This is a genomic window from Acinetobacter cumulans (genome assembly GCF_003024525.3).
GTDB classification, from domain to species: domain Bacteria; phylum Pseudomonadota; class Gammaproteobacteria; order Pseudomonadales; family Moraxellaceae; genus Acinetobacter; species Acinetobacter cumulans.
This window is the reverse complement of the sequence record NZ_CP035934.2, coordinates 2,700,225-2,719,712: the sequence shown is the minus strand read 5'-3', so window position 1 is coordinate 2,719,712 and position 19,488 is coordinate 2,700,225. Positions and strand designations below refer to the sequence as shown.

The window sequence follows — 19,488 nt, the reverse complement described above, 5'->3', positions numbered from 1 at the left end:
TTTTTTTGATGAAGAAGTGCATAATATGGGGCTTATTGCGCAGCTTAGATTCAAGCCAGCCAGCAAACAAAAACATTTGAAAAATTGGTTACAGGACAGTATATGACAGCGGTGTCGGGTGCCTATGCACAGCGCTTAATAATGACATTATTCTTGGTCTCATTTGGGATTTATCTGTTCCTTGCAACAGTCACTTATACACCATTTGATCCAGGCTGGATGCACATTTCTAGTGATACTATGCAAGTATCAAATGCCAGTGGCGTTGCTGGTGCATGGATTGCTGATCTTTTATTTGGTTTTCTTGGCTGGGCCAGTCTACTTATACCTGTATATTTGTTTGCAGAAGCAGTACAAGTTTGGTGGCCACATAGCTTTTTAAACCGTCCTTTTCGTGTTGCTGCACAGTTTTTTATTTTGTTGGCGACTGCGAGTTTATTGTTTTTGTTCTGGCAAGTTCCTGCAGATACTTTAGATAATGCATCTGGCGGTATTATTGGTTATGAATTGGGCCAAAGTTTATCTAATTTACTGACCATTTATGGCGCGGCTTTCTTCCTGATTGTGTTTTGGGTGCTCCTGTTTACTTTAGCCTTTGGGGTAAAGTGGAACAAAACTTGGGTCACCTTAAAAGCAGCACCTGCGTATTTACAAGATCTATTTTATCGTAATGTGCCTGAAAGTGAGTCTGCATACGACTTAACTGCACCACCAACTAAAAAAGAAGCGACACCTGTTGTTGCGAAAATGGCAACATCAGCTTCTGCAACGGCATTGGCTGTGGAGCATCAACAGCAATCGAGTATTGATCCTGCTGTGCGTGATAGTGCTGCAGAGCGTTTGTTTAGCGATATTGCAGATAAAGAATGGGAAGCAGAGCAACGTCAGCCCCAAGTTGAAGCTGATTTAACTACGCCAGAATTAGATGCAGAGTTTGAACAAACTTTGGAAAAAGCCCATCGCTTAATGGATGATCCTGAGCGTGTTGTCGCGACAGGTGAAGTGTGGCGTGCATTAAATTCAGATGAAGATCAACGCCATAAACAAGATATTGATGCCTTATTAAAAGCAGCTGAAGAAGAGCAGCAACCTAAAACAGCGGCCACTAATTTCCAGCATGTGGTGCATGCACACGACGCATCTACAGTAGACATCTCTACACAGCCAACATCCTCGGCATCAAAATCATCTGTAGATTGGGATGATGATGAAATCTTTGATGAGTTGTTGGCTGCAGTGCCAAATGCAAAAACGGCGACAGATGTACATATCCCGTTTAATAGCACATCACTGACGGATGATCGTGCTGAAACGACTACGTCGACTGTGCCAAGTGTAGAAATGCAGTTTGCACCACAGCCACATGATAAGCCAAGTTTGCATATTGTAGATGATGCTATGACGCTAGCGGCAACAGCGGCAACAGCGGCAACAGCGGCAACAGCGGCAACAGCGGCAACAGCGGCAACATTTGCAGCTACACCTATAATAACAACGGGATCTAAAGCAGCAAATTTAGACACAGAATTTGATGATCTTGATGATTTACTGGTTGATGATTTAAATGACACGCCAGCACCAAGAACCACTAGCAGTTATGCGCAATCATCTTCATTGGTAAATGCCAATATTCAAACCAGTTTTGAAGCACCTAAGCCATTAGTATCTGAAGAAGAAAAAGCGCTGATTAGCTCGAATAAAGATGCTTTCCGTGAAGTTTGGCAGGATACTGCAGGCCGTCCAGCTGAAGCTGAACCAGAGTTTGAAGAAGAAGACTTTGATTTTGATGCGCCATTAACAGATTCGGCAGGTCGTCCGCTGTCTCGCGCCATGCAGGTTGCGAAAAAGCGTTTAGATTTACCGCCATTGCCGGGTCTAGATTTGCTGGATGATGTTGATCCGAATAAAAAGGTGAATTTTACAGAAGAACAGTTAGCCCGCCTTTCTGAACTGCTGGAAATTAAACTGCAGGAATTTAACGTCAAAGCGAAAGTGATGGAGGCACAACCAGGGCCAGTTGTAACTCGCTTTGAACTGGATTTGGCGCCGGGTGTAAAAGCATCGAAAGTGACCAATATTTCGCGTGACTTAGCGCGTTCGATGTCTATGGCATCGGTGCGTGTAGTCGAAGTTATTCCGGGCAAGCCTTATATTGGTATTGAGGTGCCAAACAGCTCACGTGAAATGGTGCGTTTAATTGAATTGTTAGAAACGCCAGCTTACCGTGATCCAAATGCATTGCTCAGTATGGCGATGGGTAAAGATATTTCGGGTAATCCTGTATTGGCCGATTTGGCTAAAGCACCTCATATGCTGGTTGCAGGTACGACAGGTTCTGGTAAGTCAGTCGCTGTAAACTCAATGCTGCTTTCGATGCTGTTGAAATATACGCCTGAGCAGCTGCGTCTAATCATGATTGACCCGAAACAGCTTGAACTTGCCAACTATAACGATATTCCTCACTTGCTTACGCCAGTCGTGACTGACATGAAAGATGCAGTCAGCGCATTAAACTGGTGTGTAAATGAAATGGAACGCCGTTATAAACTGATGTCTATGATGAAAGTTCGTAAAGTCATGGACTATAATCGTAAGGTGCAAGAGGCATTGGCAAATGGCGAAGATCTATTTGACCCGACTTGGAAAGCCAGTGAGTCTGTGGCGGGCGAGCGTGCACCTCGCTTACAAGAAATGCCATTGATTGTGATTGTGGCGGATGAATTTGCTGACATGATCATGCAGGTTGGTAAAAAAGCTGAAGAAATGATTACACGTTTAGCGCAAAAGTCACGTGCAGCGGGTATTCACTTATTACTTGCAACACAGCGTCCAACTGTGGATGTTGTGACAGGTTTGATTAAAGCCAATATTCCAACCCGTGCAGCCTTGCGTGTGAACAGTAAACTTGATTCGCGTACAATTTTAGATGCAGGCGGTGCTGAAGACCTATTGGGTCATGGCGATATGTTGTTCCTTGGCCCAGGTAAAATTGAGCCAGAACGTGTGCATGGCGCTTTTATTAGCGATGATGAAGTGAACCGTATTTGTGATGCTTGGCGTGAACGCGGTGAGCCTAATTATGTGGATGAAATTTTAACACCGTATGATGAAGAGCCGACCTCTCGTGGTTTTGAAGATGGTGATGGCGGTTCAGACCGTGATGCGTTGTATGATCAGTGTGTGTCTTTCGTACTTGAAACACGTAAGGCATCTACATCGTCACTGCAACGTAAATTTAGCCTTGGCTATAACCGTGCAGCCCGTATTATCGACCAGATGGAAGAAAACGGGATTGTCAGCGCCATGGGTGCAAATGGCAAACGCGATATTTTGATTTAAATTTAAGATCATATAAAAAAGCAGCATTTATGCTGCTTTTTTTATGCTGGTCAGTTTTAGTTGCTTTCCTTTACTGTTAGTACTTGAGGCTCCAGCGACTGGCATAGTCAATTAGTTCAGCCAAAGAATGTACATGGAAGGTCAAGTAAATGGCTTTGATACAGTCTTTTAAAACGGCTGGACTGATTTCAAGCTTATGCATAATGTCTTGCTTGGAATTACCTGTGACTAAGAGATAGGCAACTTGACACTGTTGTGGTGAGAGATCAGCATTTTCTAATTTTGTCCAGATGAATAAGCTACGGGGCAATTCATGCTTCAAATGTAGCGCGATACATCGGTCTTGCTGTAGAGGTGAAAACATCCACTCGGCGCGAATATTTAAAATGCCATTTGGGATATCTATCCGCGTTTGAGGGAGTTGTACACCATATTTGAGTTCATTGATCACTTGATAACAGATTTTGGGTAAGGCTTTGTTGGGCTCCCAAAAATCATAGTGGATTGCAAGTAAGTTGAGTAGATCCTTCACTGAGTCTGTCATCATGATGACTTCACTGTTTGGATCAAGAATGAGCATTGCTTGCTCAACATCAAAGTTAAACTCGTTGCGTAAAGTTGTTTGATGTTGCAAGGCGTATTCAATATATTGGCCAACTTGGGATAGAAAGTAGCTATCTTGTTCGGAAAAACTTGAACCTACACCACGGAACAGTGAAACACCGCCACTTGGTTTATTGGACTGTTCTAAGCGTAAATCTAGGGTATGGTGCACACCACTGCCACGAACCATAATTTGATAATTATTGCTTTGAAAATACTGTTCATCGGGACGAAGTAAGTTTCCTGATTTTGGTAAGGTGGGTGTATCTAGCCACCGCATATGGCCTTCAGTTTTTGGGTCTAAAAATATTTCGACCTCATGTTGTAATAAATCAATGAAACGTTGATCTAGTCCAGAGTGATAATACATATAAGGCACAGCTGATGCTGATGTAAGTGCAAAAGCATGTAAATCATGCGGAATAAGCTGATTTAAATATTTAAAAAATAAAGGCGCTAAAGTAATTGCAGAATGGCCTGAGCAACACAAGTAACGAATCCGATTTAATGTACTTTTTTTATTGCTATCCAATTTACGCAAAGTTGCCATAAATCGCCATAAATAATAATGAATACACTTATTTTACCTAGATTTTTTTGATTAAAAAACATCCGAAAATGTGTGGATTAAATTTCAGGATAAAAAAATAAACTTTAGCCCCCCAGTCAGGGGTCATGCTTGAGCCACTTGTTATGGCTTTATTCAGTTTTTCATACGCAAGAAATGCAGTTTGTAAATTTTTTGCTTTAGCACTAGGAAAAACAGAAAGCATCAAGACGATGCTAAGCAGATTTGGGGCACAACATGAATCATATATATAAAGTCGTACGCAATAGAAAAGGCCAGCTTGTAGTTACAGGAGAAGCTGCTAAAAGTCATACAGCGACCAGTGAGAAAAATACTGGATATAGATGTGTACAAATGTTGGCTGCAGTTATCTGCGGTCTAGCTGTTACGCAAAGTGATGCTGGCGAAATTTGTGCATATCAATCTGGTACAAGTTCTACGTCAAGTGCGGTTGGTTCAGGTGCAATCGCTTGTGGCAGTAACAATGGTGCACCAGGAACAGACAGTGTTGCATTGGGGCATAAGAACCTTGCATAGTCGACTGAAGTAAGTGTGATTGGTTATGGCAACCAAGCACAATCTGAATATGCTAGCGCTATAGGTTATAAAAACATAGTTGGACAAAATGCCATGACAGCCACTGCAATTGGTTATAAAAATACGGCTTCCAATCAATATGCTATGGCATTTGGAGCAGAAAATACTGCTTCAGGCATACAGAGTAATGCCTTTGGTAATTCCAATACCGCATCAGGGCGTTTGAGCAGTGCAGTGGGTGCATATAATACTGCATCAGCGCTTAGCTCTAGTTCTGTGGGCTATTTGAATAGAGCGTTTGGTACAAACAGCAGCGCATTAGGTGCTTTAAACATTGCTTCTGGGTTTGATAATAGCGCAATTGGCTTTACAAATATTAGTTTGGGAAATTCAGGCAGTGCAATAGGAAATCGAAATACTTCGATTGGGCTGTCTTCAGCGGCGATTGGTAGCGGATTGAAAAATGATTCAACGATCAGCAGTGTAAGCAGTAGGGCGCGTCAATATGATTTGAAAGACAGCGCAGGCAAGCTGGTCAGTGTCAATGGAATTGAAGTGACTGTTTCTGCAGGCGCAGGCTTAAGCGGCCTCAATTATATTACCCATATCAATGGCGCAGCGGTCACAGCCGAGGAACGTCAGCAATTTTTAGACAATGTCCGTTATGGCAACATCGCTGCAGGTGATTACAGTACTGCCTTGGGAACATTCAACTTTGCAATTAAGGAAAACAGTACAGCTGTTGGCGTGCAAAATACTGCAAAAGGTTTAGATAGCAATGCTGTGGGTTTAAAAAATACCGCATCTGCTGATTATGCCACTGCAGTCGGCAATCGAAATTATGCTGATGCAACCAGTTCAGTTGCCATGGGCTATGGAAATCGGGCCACTGAAGTAGGTGCAACGGCAGTCGGCTACATGAACCAGGCAAGCGGTGAGTATAGTACCGCAATGGGGCATGCTTCGAGAGCAAGTGCAAAATGGAGTAGCGCTTTTGGTTCAGGCGCGAGTGCAACGGCGCAAGGCGCAACGGCAATTGGCACGAGCTCAATTGCTGATGAAGAAAATACCGTATCCATAGGCCAGTGGACGATGGAAAAACGCTTAACCAACCTTGCTAAAGCCATAAAAGATACAGATGCTGTCAATTTATCTCAATTACATCCAATGGTCACTGCACTGGGTGCCGGCGCAAACTATACGGGCGGGGTTTGGACAGCGCCAAGCTATATTATTCAAGGAGGAACGTATCGAGATGCAGGTAGTGCTTTTACTGCAGTGAATAGCAAGCTCACAAATTTGCAAACACAAGTCAGCAGTTTGGTGACAGGCGGTACAGGGACAGGCGCAAATGGCAAAAGCGCGTATGAAATTGCTGTAGCAAACGGCTTTAGCGGCAGTGAAACTGCATGGCTAGCTTCATTAAAGGGTGATACAGGGGCACAGGGTTTAAAAGGTGATAAGGGGGACAAAGGAGATCAAGGATTACAAGGCTTAAAGGGTGACAAGGGGGATAAAGGTGACCAAGGTTTGCAAGGCTTAAAAGGTGATAAGGGAGATAAAGGTGATACCGGGTTTAAATAGCGGTACAGGCACAGGCAATGGTGCGAGCGCTTATGATATTGCGGTCAATCATGGATATGCAGGAACAGAAGCCGATTGGCTGACATCACTGCAGGGGTCTCAGGGCGTCAAAGGCGACAAAGGGGATCAGGGCTTGCAGGGCCTCAAAGGCGATAAGGGCGACAAAGGTGATCAAGGCTTGCAGGGCCTAAAAGGCGATAAGGGCGATAAAGGTGATCAAGGCTTGCAGGGCCTAAAAGGCGATAAGGGGGATAAAGGTGACCAAGGATTCAGCGCATTTGATCTTGCTGTGCAGAATGGTTTTAACGGGACAGAGCAGCAGTGGCTGACGTCACTGGCCAGCGGCGGCACAGCGGCTGTATCCATTGGAACAAACCCAAATCCACAGGCGGTATTGCCTTTGGCAACAGGCATAGATGCTGTAGCCATAGGCAGTTCATCTGAAGCATCGGGGGATCAGTCTATTGCCTTGGGGACGGCGAATCAGGTGTCTGGAGAACAGTCTATAGCACTCGGAAGCAGCAATATGGTTGCAGGTGAAGGCAGTTTGGCCATCGGAAATGATAATTCAGTGAGTGGGCAAAATACCGCTGTATTGGGCAATGCAATAAATGCATCGGCAAATAATGCTGTGGCTTTAGGTCATGGCTCTACAGCGCTGCGTGACAATACGATCTCTGTCGGTTCGGATACGCAGCAGCGGCAAATTGTAAATGTTGCAGCGGGAACACAAGATACCGATGCAGTAAACCTGGGGCAAATGCGGGAATCTGAACTGCAAACCTTAAATAAAGCGAATGGTTATACTGATACCCAAGTGACTGAATCGCTCAGTCAATCACGCCAGTATACAGACCAGCGTGTGAATGCATTGGAAAATGAATTCCGTAATGAGCGTCGGGATACACGGGCAGCGATTGCTTCAGCTATCGCCGTGGCGAATTTGCCTCAACCAACCTATGCAGGTGCAAATATGCTTAGTGTTGCAGGGGGTACGTGGCGAGGACAGCAAGGCTTTGCAGTCGGATTTAGTGGTGTAACGGAGGATAATCGTTTTATTTATAAAGCCTCTGGTACAGCCAGTTCTCAAGGTGATGTTGGTGGTGGTGTTGCAATTGGCTGGCAATGGAAATAAGGACCATTTAACAGATAAATCTGCACAGTATTATTTATAATTTTTTGAAAAGCCCAACTATTTTGAGTTGGGCTTTTTGTATTGTTTAGGCTCTAAATTTGGCTTGATATGTATATTGGATGGAGTAGTATGATGGTATAAATACGTGATAAATATCGTTAATATGTGAAAGGTTGCCATGCATAGATGTTCATTCTATGATTCACGACAACGCTTCAATTTTAAGTAATGATCAGATTACTGTAGAGACTTAGCAGGTAGCCAAGGAATGCAAATACAACGTCAGATGCGGATGAGCAGAGGAGCGTCTGCATGAATATTGTCATGGCGTTATTTCCACTGATCGTGCTCATTAGCATGGGCTATGGGTTTAAGCGTAAAAAATTTTTGCAAACAGAATTTTGGGCCAATTCGGAAAAACTCAATTATTTCTTTCTTTTTCCTGTATTGCTTTTTAATAACTTAGCAGGCGTACAATTAAATCTAGGTGCGATCTTCCAATTATTGCAGGCATTTTTTGCCGTTGTATTGGGTGTGGTTAGCATACTTTGGTTGTTGAAGCGAGTATATGCCATCCCTGTAGCGCGTTTTGGGGTATATGTACAGAGTCAAATTCGCTTCAATACCTATATTGGTCTGGCATTGATGGGGACGCTTTACGGCACAGAAGGCATGCAGATGTTTGCCATGTTGATTGCTGTTGCTATCCCTGTGGTCAACATCTTTTCGGTCATGGCCTTTTCTGAGGGGCAACGTGGACGATGGTATGACACGCTCTTTGCCATAGCTAAAAATCCGCTTATTTTGGGTTGTGTAGTTGGTGTGCTTTTTAACCTTTCAGGTCTGCATTTATTTTCTGGGATGCAGTCTTTATGCAACATCTTGGCAGCCACAAGTTTGCCCTTAGGCTTACTTTCTGTGGGTGCAGCGCTACAACTCGATCAGTTAAGTAAAGGCCTCTCACGGCTCACAGCAAATACTTTTGCGCGCTTGTTGATTATGCCGTGCTTGGCATTTTTCGCGAGCGGGAGTTTGGGGCTAACTGAGTTGCAAAGTATTATTTTGGTCACTTTTTTTGCTTTACCGACTGCATCTGCTTCCTATATTTTAACGCGGTACTTTCAAGGGGATAGCCAGTTGATGGCTGGCGTGATTAGCCTACAGACCCTATGCTTTATCGGAAGTTTTCCTTTACTGATGTGGTTGTTATATTAATTTTAAAATGTTGCTATAAAAAAAGCCTGCATGTGCAGGCTTTTTGATGCGAAAAAATGCTTATGCAAATTTTGCCAATACTGCTAAAAAGCCTTCGCTTTGGCGCGGGAATTGGGCAATCACATCATGAATACGCTGACCTTCAGGGTTGGTTGCATTAACATCACGGCCGTCTGCTGTGAATTGAGTAAGTAGGCGCTCATAGTCAGTAGGACGCATGTGTTTGAATGCATGGTATAGCACATGAAAATCGCCGTTTACGCCTTCAGGAGGTAACTGAGTTAAGTAGGCAAATACTCGTTCATCTGACCATTCTTCATTAAACGTCGCTGGTTGAGATAATGCCATTGCAATCCCCTTGGTGTTCTTTTGAAAATAAATAAGCAAAATATGAGTACGCAAGTGACAAAGTTTTGTTATTTACTTTGTCTTGAAGTTAATGCTTGTTGAGTCGTCAGTGCAAGAATTGCAATCTAACCCACTCGAAGCAAAGCTTCTCGTCTTGCTCCTGAACATGGCAGAGCCTTAAGGTTCAGTCGCTTCGAAGCAAAGCTTCTTGTCTTGCGCCTGAACATGGCAGAGCCTAAAGGTTCAGGCACTTCGAAGCAAAGCTTCTTGTCTTGCGCCTGAACAAAGCAGTGCTTTGTTCAGGCTCATATTTTGCCTTGATTCAATTTGATTGACTAATCAGAAATCAAATTAACGCTCTTCAGGCAAATTGATATTCATTTCAAGCATCTCGATGTTCGCTTCAGAACGTACAGACATTTGAATATGTTGCTCATCGACACCACGAACATAGCGGTTAACGACTTGCATGATTTCTTTTTTCATTTGGTCAATTTTGTCTTGGCTCAAACGTTTGCCTAAGCCATTTTCGGACGCAACAATGACTTTTAAGCGGTCTTTTGCAGTTTGAGCGCTTGTAGGTTTGTCATCACCGCTGAATAATTTACTCCAAAAACCAGCCATCTTATCCTCCAAATAATCGTGCTAACCAGCCTTTCGGCTTCGCAGTAATATGACGGTAAGGACGCTCTTCACCTAAGAAACGTGCAACTAAGTCATCATAAGCTTCGCCCGCTTGGGTTTCTGTATATAAGATGACAGGTTTACCTTCGTTCGAAGCTTGCAGCACGCTTTTGCACTCAGGAATAACACCCAGTGTAGGTACACGTAAAATGTCTTTTGAAATGTCATCAATGGTTAACATTTCTTGTTTGTCTGCACGTTCTGGGTTGTAACGTGTAATACATAAATGCTTACGGATACGACCTTCGTTGTTTTCTACTTTTTTGGTTTTGCTATCGAGCATACCAATAATACGGTCAGAGTCACGTACCGAAGAAATTTCAGGATTGGTCACAATAATTGCTTCATCAGCATGGTACATTGCAAGGATTGCACCGCGCTCGATACCTGCAGGTGAGTCACAAATAATATAATCAAATTCTTGTGAAAGTTCATCCATTACACGTGCAACACCATCATCAGATAAGGCATCTTTGTCACGTGTTTGTGATGCAGGCAAAATGTAAAGGTTTTCAATGTCTTTATCGCGAATTAACGCTTGTTGTAATCGTGCTTCGTTATTAATGACATTTACAAAATCGTATACTACACGGCGTTCACAGCCCATGATCAAATCGAGGTTACGTAAACCTACGTCAAAATCGATCACAACAGTTTTGTGACCACGTAGGGCTAAACCTGTTGCAAAAGATGCGCTTGTTGTAGTTTTACCTACGCCACCTTTGCCTGATGTTACGACAACAATTTTCGCCACCGAATCCACTCCTGTTATGGTTTAAATCCCCTGATCAATACAGGGGTTTATTGGTGTTTATTTATACATTAAAATTGCAAAGCTTCAAATACAAGCTCATGCTGGTCATTTAAATAAATGTGTACGGGTTTTTTCGTAACATGCGGTGGAATGTCATCGGCTACGCAATATGTCCCAGCAATAGACACGAGTTCTGCTTCAAGTGAATGACAGAAGATTCGTGCAGCACTATTGCCCCCAGCACCGGCAATGACTCTACCACGGACACTGCCATAAATATGTATATTTCCTGAAGCAATGACTTCGGAACCGCTGTTAATCCCAGCACTTAAAATAATGTCACCGTGATCTTGCACAATACATTGGCCAGTACGCAGAATTTCATCATGGTAAGACGTAATATGGCGGACTTCTGGTACCGCCACTACGACTGTATCTTCTGCTTGTGGCTGGGGTTTTTCAGCGACAGCAGGCGTTTCAATTGCTTGCTCTTTGGTTGGTTTGACCTGTTCCATCTTACGGTCAGGTGGAATGACTGGAAATTGAATAGCGCGAGCTTGGTCTGCCAAGACACCGTCTGTTACAGCAATCGGCTGTAACTCAAGGCTAATCAGCAATTGAATCAGTTCAATAAGCTCTTGTTCAACACTGCTTTCAATGACCGCAAGCGTTCCGATTGGGAAGGCTTTTTGAAGCATTGGGCTAAGTTGCTGGCGGATCGCATCATGATCATTTGTGTCAAGGTTAATGCGGATTGCATTGACCATTCTGCCTTTTATCCGTATATCAGCCATAATTATTCCTTCAAACTTCTCACTGTTGATTTTATGTGGAAGTGATATTTTAAGTAGAGCAAATGCTAGAACAAAATGAGGCATTTCTCTAGCAGAAACAGCAATTATTTTTGAACTATAGATTAATCTTTAGCTTGATCTTGTGCTTGGAGTTCTTGTTGCCATTGTTTTACTTTTACTTGCTTACGAATGGCCTCTAAACTTTCAAAAACAGCCGAGCGAACCAACGCATCAAGTTTGTCATTTTTTTCAATTTCAATGGCACTAATCCGTGTTGCAATATCTGTATATAAATTAGGATGCCGTGCTGTAGACGCATTTGGTGATGCTAAAGGATCAATTAAGCCTTGGGTAATATTTTCACCTAATCGCTGTCCGATGCTTTGAATTTGTTGTTCTATACGGCCACCGACAATCGGGATAAGGCGCAGTAATTGCGTCAGCTCAGGCGTATCTTCAATTGCTTGATTGACAATTTGTCCCACGCTTTTTGCAATACGTTCACGATCGGCTTGTAGCTCACGACTTAAATTTTCTTGCAGAATTTCAGCCAGCGCTTGGGAGAATAAATCCCGATGATGCTGAATGACATTGCTGATTAAATCTTTATGTGTTGTGCTGGTTTGAAGCTCATGTTTGAGACCATCTAAAACCGTTACCACTACACGATCGGATAATTCCTCCATCACGACGCGATAGTAAAATAAGCCTTTTTCCTGCCAAGAGGTTGGAAAAATTTGATAACCCATTTCATAGAGGCGGTAGGCCACAACCCCTGCACGAAATAATCGTAAAAAGCGGAAATAGGGCACAATGGCAACAATTTCATACCAATGGATAAACGGAAAGAAAAACCAACGTTGGTGATGTTTCTGTACGATTGCAATTGCCCAGCGCGTGAGTAATTCCACAATCAAGAAAATTATGAACCACGCTTCTGTAGTAATTACCCACGGGTGCAAGTATTCACGATAAAATTCAAGTACACTCGGTAAATGGATGGCATTAAAGAACCAGCCCCCAATATTACTCATGAGGAAGAAGTTCATGCCTAAGCAGAACAAGTTAAAAATAATAATAAATACCATGAAAATGTCATAGGCCAAAAAAGCTTTGAAATAGAAGCTTTTGGGGTCTAAATGCTGGTATTTAGATTTTTTAACAGGGATGTTCTGCGACATAGAAGCGGGCTCCGTGTATTTAGACGACAGGTGAATATTTAGATTTCATTTCTGAAATCAATTGATCTTTCTCAGTCCAAATTTGATCTACCCATTGCTGGAATTTCTCACGGAATTCGGCATCTTCTTCATAATTACCACCTGCAACCCATGCAGGGATATCAATTTTACGTAAATTTACAGCAATTCTAGGCACCTCGCCCAGCCAAAACTCACCATAACCTGGTACACCATCAGGATAAACAATGGTCATGTCGACCAAAGCATCAATTTGATCACCTAAAATATTCAATGCGAGTGCTAAACCACCTGCTTTAGGCTTAAGTAAATTTGTAAATGTTGATTTTTGTTGCGCGTGTTTTTCCGCCGTAAAGCGTGTTCCTTCGAGGTAATTGAGCAAGGTAAATGGCTGGCTTAAAAGCTGTTCACAAGACTTGCGCGCTTCTTCCATATCACGATGCTTGAGCTCAGGATTTTTAGCAATTTGTTCTTTGCTATGGCGTTTCATCATTGGGAAACCCAAGATTTTAAATGCTTGACCCACGAAAGGAATAAAGATCAGTTCCCATTTGGTAAAGAAACGGGTGAGTGGCATACGTGTTAAGCCAAAATACTGATTTACTGTGGTATCTACCCAGCTTTGATGATTACACATCATCAAATAACGGCCTTGCATATTCAGATCAAGATCATCATCAATCGAGATATCCCATTGAGTGTTAACCAACACATGATCAATGAGCCAGTTATTTACACTCAGCCAACTGTTGGTGATTTTTATATTGGTTTCATCAACCTTTTTTGATTGTTTAAAGAGCTTGGTCAGTCCTAGAGCCAATACAGGTGGCCCGTGGAAAAAAGTACTTCCTGTGATAACCGAACCGACAGTCAGCCCGCGTGTGACTTTTTTTAATGCTGGTTGCTTCTTGCTGTGCGATGACATATAAAAGTCCTAATGGGGAATAGTCTAACGTTTGCCAATTCACACAAATATAGAGCGTGTTTTGAAAATAAAAAAGCACTTCAGAACAACTGTGGAGAAAATTTGACGAAGTTGGCATTATTTTCTTATTTAAATATTACAAATTGTAACTAAACGATTTATTATTAACAAAAAATCAATGGTTACTCGATTTTTTTTACTTCATCATTCCATCCATACAACAAAACACAATCAAGGAGGCATGCGATGCGTGCACTAGCAATTTCAGCAGCAGTAGCAGGGGCTTTGGTACTATCTGGCTGTCAAACAACAGGTAATAATATTGGCGGTATGGAATACGACAAAACTGCTTTGGGTACTTTAATTGGTGCTGCAGCGGGTTACGGTATTTCTAAAGGCAATGCAAACTCTAGTTCTCAAAACAACCGTGCAGCAGCAATTGGTGCGGTACTTGGTGGTGCGACTGGTGTTTATCTTGATAACAAAGAGAAAAAACTACGTCAACAAATGGCGGGTACTGGTGTAGAAGTTAACCGTAATCCAGATGGTTCTGTTGGTTTAGTTATGCCAGGTAGCATTACATTTGATACAAACAAATCAAATATCAAACCTAACTTCTATTCTACTTTGAACAAAGTTGCGCAAACTTTAACTGAAGATAACAAGAGCGGTATCTTAGTTACAGGTTATACAGACAACACAGGTAATGATTCAATCAACATTCCATTGTCTCAAGCACGTGCGCAATCAGTTGCTAGCTACTTAGCGTCTCAAGGTGTTTCTACTTCACGTATTAATACTCAAGGTCAAGGTGCAGCAAACCCAATCGCATCTAACGCTACAGCGGCTGGTCGTGAACAAAACCGTCGTGTAGAAATCAGCATTTATGCAGTTCAATAATTCAGTAAACTCTGAATCTTGAATTAAAAAACCGCCTTCGGGCGGTTTTTTAATTTATACATACATGTTTATACAATTAGATGTTGAAGTGACAGACCATAAAAAAGCACCCTTGGGTGCTTTTAAAATGAATTGAAACTTATTTTTCGCAGAACTTCATAAATGCCTTTAAGCCGGGGCCTTGGTATTTCTGACGATGCACCAGCATAAACAGTGGACGAGTTAAAGACCAAAATGGGGTATCTAAAACGACCAATTGACCTTTTTCACGTAAAGGTTCAATGGCAAGTTTAGAAATACACGACATACCCAAACCGCCAGCGACAATTTTTAAAATCGCTTCATTATGACCTAGGGTAAGGCGAATATTGGCATTCGGTAAGTCTTTTAAAATCGCATTGTCAAAAACTTCCCGTGTGCCTGAACCCTCTTCACGCAATATCCATTCAACAGAATTGAAATCATCTGCGGTTAATGCACGGTTGAGTTGTGCCAAAGGGTGGTTGGGCGCACAGCACACTGCCAATTCGTCATCACGCCAATGGATGCATTGAAGCTGTGGCAAATGACAAGAACCCTCAATTAAAGCCAAATCCAATTGGAATTGATTTACTGCTTCAATCATTTGGCGGGTATTACCCACTTGTAATTGTAAATGCGCTTGTGGCTGAATTTTTAAGAAATCAGCCATTAAATCAGGCATTAAGTAATCACTAATGGTTAAGGTTGCACCCAAGCGCAAATCAATACTTTGTAGTTCACCTTTGGCTGCTTGTTCAAAGGCATCACAGCGACCTAAAATTTCAAGAGCTTGAGGCAGTAAGAAACGCCCTAAATCATTGAGTTGCAGTCGTTTACCCAGACGGTCAAATAAAGGTGCGCCTAGCCCATCTTCCAAATCTGCAAGCGCCATGCTGGCAGCACTTTGTGTTAGCTTGACAGCATCACTGGCTTTGGTCACAGTGCCTTCTTGAGCGACTGCTACAAAAACAGCCAACTGGCGTAATGTCATGCGCATGAATATAGCCTTAACATTTAAAAAATATTAATAAAATATGCTGTCATGCTAACATGAGCACAGTCTTTCACGCCACGTCGAAATCATGTCAATTGAAAAATTTAGCTTAGAAAAGGTTTTATCTGTACATCGTTGGACCAGTACCTTGTTTAGTTTTACCATGACGCGACCAGCTCATTTTAAATTTACAGCAGGGCAGTTTGCGCGTATTGGCTTAAAAGTGGGTGACGAGCTGGTAGTACGTGCTTATTCAGTGGTGTCTTCACCATTTGATGAAACATTAGAATTTTTCTCAATTGTTGTACCAGATGGTGCATTTACTTCAAATTTACAGCATCTTCAAATCGGCGATGAGCTGTATTTAGAAAAAGTCCCTTATGGCTTTTTAACCTTAGCACGCTATCAGTTGCCTGCACCGAAAGACTTATGGTTACTGGGTACAGGGACGGGCTTGGCTCCATTTATCTCCATGCTTCAAGATTTTGAAACATGGTCAAAATACGAAAAAATCAATCTAGTTTATAGTGTACGTACACAGGCTGAATTGGCTTATGCAACGCGTATTGCAGAAATTGCTGAAACGTTTGGTGAAGGCCACACGGGCTTTAAATTTATTCCTATTATCACTCGTGACCCAAATGCACGATTGCATGACCGTTTACCAGTATTGATTGCCAATGGCAGCTTAGAGCAAGCAGCCGAGCTCAATTTCGATCCAAATACCACACATGTCATGTTATGCGGTAATCCGCAAATGGTCGAAGATACGAAAGAGGCCCTAAAAGCCCGCGGACTCACTATGAACCGTCGCGGCGAAGGCAATATTGCTGTAGAAAATTATTGGTAATGGCAACTCCCATGCGGGAATGTCTTTTTAATGAGCTTATTTTTAGATGTTCGATTTGCTGGATAGCAAGAGCATTTATACACAGAGTATTAGATGATGATTGATGACGATGATTTTGATTACGATGCACCAGTCACACGTATAGCTGCCCATAAAAATGAAGCGCAACAAGCTGGAAAAATCATCTTAGAAGATGCACAGCAGTATTTGGATACAATGACCGCAGGTGAGCATAGCTTTTTACAGAAACATTTGGCCAAACTTGCACATGAAGAAGGCTATTTTCAAGTGTTGGCGGAAGCTTTAGATCAGCCTGAGGGAAGTAAAATTGCCAATGACGCATTGAATGTTCTTTATTTCTGGCAACTGGTCAATGATGCCGATGACATTGCGCAATTTGATTTATTGGCTGTTCCAACAGGTGAATTTTTTCAAACTGAACTTTTTAAAGCCCTTGATGATATGCAAGTCGACGTACATCAAGTGCAGCGCCGTAATATTATAGAACAAGCTTTAAAATTGTATGCGCAAGGCATATATGCAGGGTGTATTCCTATACTTTATGCACAATTAGAAGGTTTGCTCACAGATGTTTTAGTTGCTAAAGGTTTTCTTGAGCAGAAGGACACCAAGTTTCTAGATGTTCATAAAATAGTACCTGGCTTAAAAGGTAATGAAATTAAGAGCCTATGGCATAAGTCAAAAATTGCCTTTGAAATGAATCCATACTTTGCTGAACTAGCAGCCTACAAGATGGACAGTAGCTCAACAGTCACATCAACGCGACACAATATGCTACATGGCACAGAATTAGCACATTTCACACAAGGCCGTAGCTTTGTGCTGTTTCTATGGTTATTTAGTGTGATAAGTTTTATGCGTGGCATAAAGCCTTAAATGCTGTGGAGCACAAATAAAGAAGGTAGCAGATATGCTACCTTTTTAATTATTGAGTTTTGAGTCAATTATTTATCCATATTTTCTACATCAATTTTAAATACATGCCCATCCACAATGGTAATGTTATAGCGAAAATTCTCAATTTCATAAGTATAATCAACCGCCAACGTATTAGGCTTTGTGGCATCTACTAAGGTGTATGACGTCACTTTAATCGGTGATGCTTTCATGCGATTTTGCATGTCCTCAAACTTATCGCCCAGAGTTAAATTTTGATGTTCAGGTGTTTGAATACTATTTGTGGTTTCAGCCCAAGACATGGTTGGAACTGTTAAAAATATACATGTAATTAATGCCCATGTTTTATGCATATTGAGGCTTCCCTAGAAAAAAATTAAAGCAATAAATAAAAAATAAACGTCAAGAAATATACCCAAACTTTTGTTATAAAACACAGTGGTCTTAGGCTTTAACGTATAAGTTTTGTTGTGTAGCTGATCTAAAAGATCATATAAAGATAAGCAAAATGTGCGCCATGCATAATTTTAGCCATTGGAATGTTTAAACGATTGCAATCTTCTGTATTTAAAATAAATACAAGGATGCTTTAACTCGACTGAATACATAATTTGAGTGTCCCAAATCAAAAAGGACAGAGGATAAATAGCGACACTTGGCAGAAAAAAGACCAAATAACCAACTAAAATGCTCGGTTTTATCTAATCTCAAGAATAATCTTATGATTGCAATGCTTAACCTTCGCTCTAATTGTCGTTACACTATGTAGAATTCGCAAATATTTGCTTTGGAGTAATGTTATATGTCGTGGCTTTCTTCGCTTAAATCTGTTTTTTCACCCTCTAAAGAGGTGAACGAAGAAGCTGTGCAAAATGTACTGCAAACCTATATGTTGCCTCATTCTCATCATGCACTGAAAGATCGTATTACCCAAGTGAATGTGGAAGGTGAAATCTTACAAATCACCATTAATACCTTTCCAGAAGAAAAAGAACAACTGCAACAAATTCATGATGAATTGGCGGATGCATTGGAACAATGCGGTATTAAAGAATTGAACATGCATGTGATTCAGCAAAAAACTGGACATAAAAAAGAAAGTGGTTGTGGCCATCATCATGCTGAAGGTGAAAGTTGCTCAAGCCAGCCCGAAGCTCAAAATACTGCACCAAAGTCAACTTTGCCTCCTGTGGTAGATGCTTCTGCGAGTACGTCTCAGTCTGCACCTGAAGCGGATCCAAATAATCCACCTATCCAAAAAGCAGCACCACAGCAACGTGATGTGCCTAAGCATCCACGTATTCAAAATGTGATTTTGGTGTCCTCTGGTAAGGGAGGGGTTGGTAAATCCACCACAACGGTTAACCTTGCCTTAGCATTGCAAAAATTAGGCCTAAAGGTTGGGGTTTTGGATGCTGATATTTATGGCCCTAGTATTCCAACGATGCTGGGTAATGCAGGCCGTACTCCAATGATTGAGTCGGAAAACTTTGTACCGCTAGATGCTTATGGTATGGCTGTACTGTCAATTGGTCACTTAACAGGTGATCATAATACGCCCGTGGCTTGGCGTGGGCCAAAAGCGACGGGTGCATTAATGCAGTTATTTAACCAAACTTTATGGCCAGATTTAGATGTACTGATGATTGATATGCCACCGGGCACTGGGGATATTCAATTGACTTTGGCACAGCGTATTCCTGTAACTGGCGCTGTTATTGTGACGACACCACAAAATGTAGCATTGATGGACGCAACCAAAGGGATTGAATTGTTTAACCGTGTTCATATCCCGGTCATGGGAGTGGTTGAAAATATGTCGACGCATATTTGTTCTAACTGTGGTCATGAAGAGCAAATCTTTGGTACAGGTGGAGGAGATAAGCTTTCAGAGCAATACAACATTCCATTGTTAGGCCGTTTACCACTGAATGTACAGATTCGTGAAAATGCAGATGCGGGCAAACCTTCGGTTATTGCTCAAGATGATGCTGCCGAAAGCTATATGGCTATTGCGGAAAAAATTGCAGCAAAATTGCCTCAAGCTTCGAAAGATAAAAGTCGCATTTTTTAAGCAAAATATCGCAACTCTATTTAAGTGAGTTCTGTTTTAAAAATGA

General features: G+C 41.9%; 18 protein-coding genes. 9 read left to right on the top strand and 9 right to left on the bottom strand.

Annotation, left to right across the window (positions count from 1 at the left end):
• Positions 1 to 102: 102 nt before the first annotated feature.
• Complete coding sequence (locus C9E88_RS12805) at positions 103 to 3,339, top strand: DNA translocase FtsK (protein WP_106985099.1); 3,237 nt, start codon at positions 103 to 105, stop codon at positions 3,337 to 3,339.
• Between the two features lie 76 nt (positions 3,340 to 3,415).
• Here C9E88_RS12805 and C9E88_RS12800 read toward each other — a convergent pair whose 3' ends face one another.
• A complete protein-coding gene (locus C9E88_RS12800; protein WP_106985098.1) occupies positions 3,416 to 4,492 on the bottom strand; it encodes a helix-turn-helix transcriptional regulator in 1,077 nt (358 codons plus the stop codon).
• A gap of 255 nt (positions 4,493 to 4,747) precedes the next feature.
• On the opposite strand from C9E88_RS12800, the gene C9E88_RS12795 reads away from it, so the two are divergent.
• From C9E88_RS12795 to C9E88_RS12780, 4 genes are all read left to right on the top strand, one after another.
• Positions 4,748 to 5,047, top strand: coding sequence for an ESPR-type extended signal peptide-containing protein (locus C9E88_RS12795; protein ID WP_106985096.1), 300 nt, complete (start codon positions 4,748 to 4,750; stop codon positions 5,045 to 5,047).
• Between the two features lie 93 nt (positions 5,048 to 5,140).
• Positions 5,141 to 6,631, top strand: a complete 1,491-nt coding sequence (locus tag C9E88_RS12790) for a hypothetical protein (protein WP_137287917.1) — start codon at positions 5,141 to 5,143, stop codon at positions 6,629 to 6,631.
• Positions 6,612 to 7,766 carry a YadA family autotransporter adhesin gene (locus C9E88_RS12785; RefSeq protein ID WP_137287918.1) on the top strand — a complete coding sequence of 385 codons (1,155 nt, stop codon included), beginning with the start codon at positions 6,612 to 6,614 and terminating at the stop codon, positions 7,764 to 7,766. Before C9E88_RS12790 ends, C9E88_RS12785 begins: the two co-directional genes overlap by 20 nt.
• Positions 7,767 to 8,078: 312 nt before the next feature.
• Positions 8,079 to 8,981, top strand: coding sequence for an AEC family transporter (locus C9E88_RS12780; RefSeq protein ID WP_106985093.1), 903 nt, complete (start codon positions 8,079 to 8,081; stop codon positions 8,979 to 8,981).
• A 60-nt stretch (positions 8,982 to 9,041) separates the two neighbouring features.
• Here the strand turns inward: C9E88_RS12780 and C9E88_RS12775 are convergent, their stop codons facing one another.
• From C9E88_RS12775 to C9E88_RS12750, 6 genes are all read right to left on the bottom strand, one after another.
• Positions 9,042 to 9,329, bottom strand: a complete 288-nt coding sequence (locus C9E88_RS12775; RefSeq protein ID WP_106985092.1) for a PA4642 family protein — start codon at positions 9,327 to 9,329, stop codon at positions 9,042 to 9,044.
• A 351-nt stretch (positions 9,330 to 9,680) separates the two neighbouring features.
• Positions 9,681 to 9,953: a cell division topological specificity factor MinE gene (gene minE, locus C9E88_RS12770; protein WP_106985091.1), complete on the bottom strand. Its 273-nt coding sequence runs from the start codon at positions 9,951 to 9,953 to the stop codon at positions 9,681 to 9,683.
• A 1-nt stretch (position 9,954) separates the two neighbouring features.
• Positions 9,955 to 10,767 carry a septum site-determining protein MinD gene (gene minD, locus C9E88_RS12765; protein ID WP_106985090.1) on the bottom strand — a complete coding sequence of 271 codons (813 nt, stop codon included), beginning with the start codon at positions 10,765 to 10,767 and terminating at the stop codon, positions 9,955 to 9,957.
• A gap of 68 nt (positions 10,768 to 10,835) precedes the next feature.
• On the bottom strand, positions 10,836 to 11,561 hold the full coding sequence (gene minC, locus C9E88_RS12760) for a septum site-determining protein MinC (RefSeq protein ID WP_106985089.1): 726 nt from the start codon (positions 11,559 to 11,561) through the stop codon (positions 10,836 to 10,838).
• A 122-nt stretch (positions 11,562 to 11,683) separates the two neighbouring features.
• Positions 11,684 to 12,742: a preprotein translocase subunit SecA gene (locus C9E88_RS12755; RefSeq protein ID WP_106985088.1), complete on the bottom strand. Its 1,059-nt coding sequence runs from the start codon at positions 12,740 to 12,742 to the stop codon at positions 11,684 to 11,686.
• Positions 12,743 to 12,761: 19 nt separating this feature from the next.
• Positions 12,762 to 13,685 (bottom strand): acyltransferase, encoded by a 924-nt coding sequence (locus tag C9E88_RS12750; RefSeq protein WP_106985087.1) that lies wholly within the window; start codon positions 13,683 to 13,685, stop codon positions 12,762 to 12,764.
• Positions 13,686 to 13,931: 246 nt separating this feature from the next.
• Between C9E88_RS12750 and C9E88_RS12745 the strand changes: the two genes are divergently transcribed.
• On the top strand, positions 13,932 to 14,585 hold the full coding sequence (locus C9E88_RS12745) for a YiaD family glycine zipper/OmpA-like lipoprotein (RefSeq protein WP_106985086.1): 654 nt from the start codon (positions 13,932 to 13,934) through the stop codon (positions 14,583 to 14,585).
• Positions 14,586 to 14,724: 139 nt separating this feature from the next.
• Here the strand turns inward: C9E88_RS12745 and gigC are convergent, their stop codons facing one another.
• Positions 14,725 to 15,603: a LysR family transcriptional regulator GigC gene (gene gigC, locus C9E88_RS12740; protein WP_106985085.1), complete on the bottom strand. Its 879-nt coding sequence runs from the start codon at positions 15,601 to 15,603 to the stop codon at positions 14,725 to 14,727.
• 85 nt (positions 15,604 to 15,688) lie between these two features.
• Here gigC and C9E88_RS12735 point away from each other — a divergent pair, with 85 nt between their 5' ends.
• Positions 15,689 to 16,450 (top strand): ferredoxin--NADP reductase, encoded by a 762-nt coding sequence (locus C9E88_RS12735; protein ID WP_106985084.1) that lies wholly within the window; start codon positions 15,689 to 15,691, stop codon positions 16,448 to 16,450.
• 96 nt (positions 16,451 to 16,546) lie between these two features.
• Positions 16,547 to 17,347, top strand: a complete 801-nt coding sequence (locus C9E88_RS12730; RefSeq protein ID WP_106985107.1) for a hypothetical protein — start codon at positions 16,547 to 16,549, stop codon at positions 17,345 to 17,347.
• A gap of 68 nt (positions 17,348 to 17,415) precedes the next feature.
• Here the strand turns inward: C9E88_RS12730 and C9E88_RS12725 are convergent, their stop codons facing one another.
• Entirely contained in the window at positions 17,416 to 17,721 is a 306-nt protein-coding gene (locus C9E88_RS12725; RefSeq protein ID WP_106985083.1) for a hypothetical protein, read from the bottom strand.
• 449 nt (positions 17,722 to 18,170) lie between these two features.
• Here C9E88_RS12725 and apbC point away from each other — a divergent pair, with 449 nt between their 5' ends.
• Complete coding sequence (apbC, locus tag C9E88_RS12720; protein ID WP_106985082.1) at positions 18,171 to 19,442, top strand: iron-sulfur cluster carrier protein ApbC; 1,272 nt, start codon at positions 18,171 to 18,173, stop codon at positions 19,440 to 19,442.
• Positions 19,443 to 19,488: the final 46 nt, after the last annotated feature.

Coding starts and splice junctions, on each gene's coding strand:
- C9E88_RS12805 (WP_106985099.1), top strand. CDS start 103: ATGACAGCGGTGTCGGGTGCCTATGCACAGCGCTTAATAATGACATTA.
- C9E88_RS12800 (WP_106985098.1), bottom strand. CDS start 4,492: ATGGCAACTTTGCGTAAATTGGATAGCAATAAAAAAAGTACATTAAAT.
- C9E88_RS12795 (WP_106985096.1), top strand. CDS start 4,748: ATGAATCATATATATAAAGTCGTACGCAATAGAAAAGGCCAGCTTGTA.
- C9E88_RS12790 (WP_137287917.1), top strand. CDS start 5,141: ATGACAGCCACTGCAATTGGTTATAAAAATACGGCTTCCAATCAATAT.
- C9E88_RS12780 (WP_106985093.1), top strand. CDS start 8,079: ATGAATATTGTCATGGCGTTATTTCCACTGATCGTGCTCATTAGCATG.
- C9E88_RS12775 (WP_106985092.1), bottom strand. CDS start 9,329: ATGGCATTATCTCAACCAGCGACGTTTAATGAAGAATGGTCAGATGAA.
- minE (WP_106985091.1), bottom strand. CDS start 9,953: ATGGCTGGTTTTTGGAGTAAATTATTCAGCGGTGATGACAAACCTACA.
- minC (WP_106985089.1), bottom strand. CDS start 11,561: ATGGCTGATATACGGATAAAAGGCAGAATGGTCAATGCAATCCGCATT.
- C9E88_RS12755 (WP_106985088.1), bottom strand. CDS start 12,742: ATGTCGCAGAACATCCCTGTTAAAAAATCTAAATACCAGCATTTAGAC.
- C9E88_RS12750 (WP_106985087.1), bottom strand. CDS start 13,685: ATGTCATCGCACAGCAAGAAGCAACCAGCATTAAAAAAAGTCACACGC.
- C9E88_RS12745 (WP_106985086.1), top strand. CDS start 13,932: ATGCGTGCACTAGCAATTTCAGCAGCAGTAGCAGGGGCTTTGGTACTA.
- gigC (WP_106985085.1), bottom strand. CDS start 15,603: ATGCGCATGACATTACGCCAGTTGGCTGTTTTTGTAGCAGTCGCTCAA.
- C9E88_RS12735 (WP_106985084.1), top strand. CDS start 15,689: ATGTCAATTGAAAAATTTAGCTTAGAAAAGGTTTTATCTGTACATCGT.
- C9E88_RS12730 (WP_106985107.1), top strand. CDS start 16,547: ATGATTGATGACGATGATTTTGATTACGATGCACCAGTCACACGTATA.
- C9E88_RS12725 (WP_106985083.1), bottom strand. CDS start 17,721: ATGCATAAAACATGGGCATTAATTACATGTATATTTTTAACAGTTCCA.
- apbC (WP_106985082.1), top strand. CDS start 18,171: ATGTCGTGGCTTTCTTCGCTTAAATCTGTTTTTTCACCCTCTAAAGAG.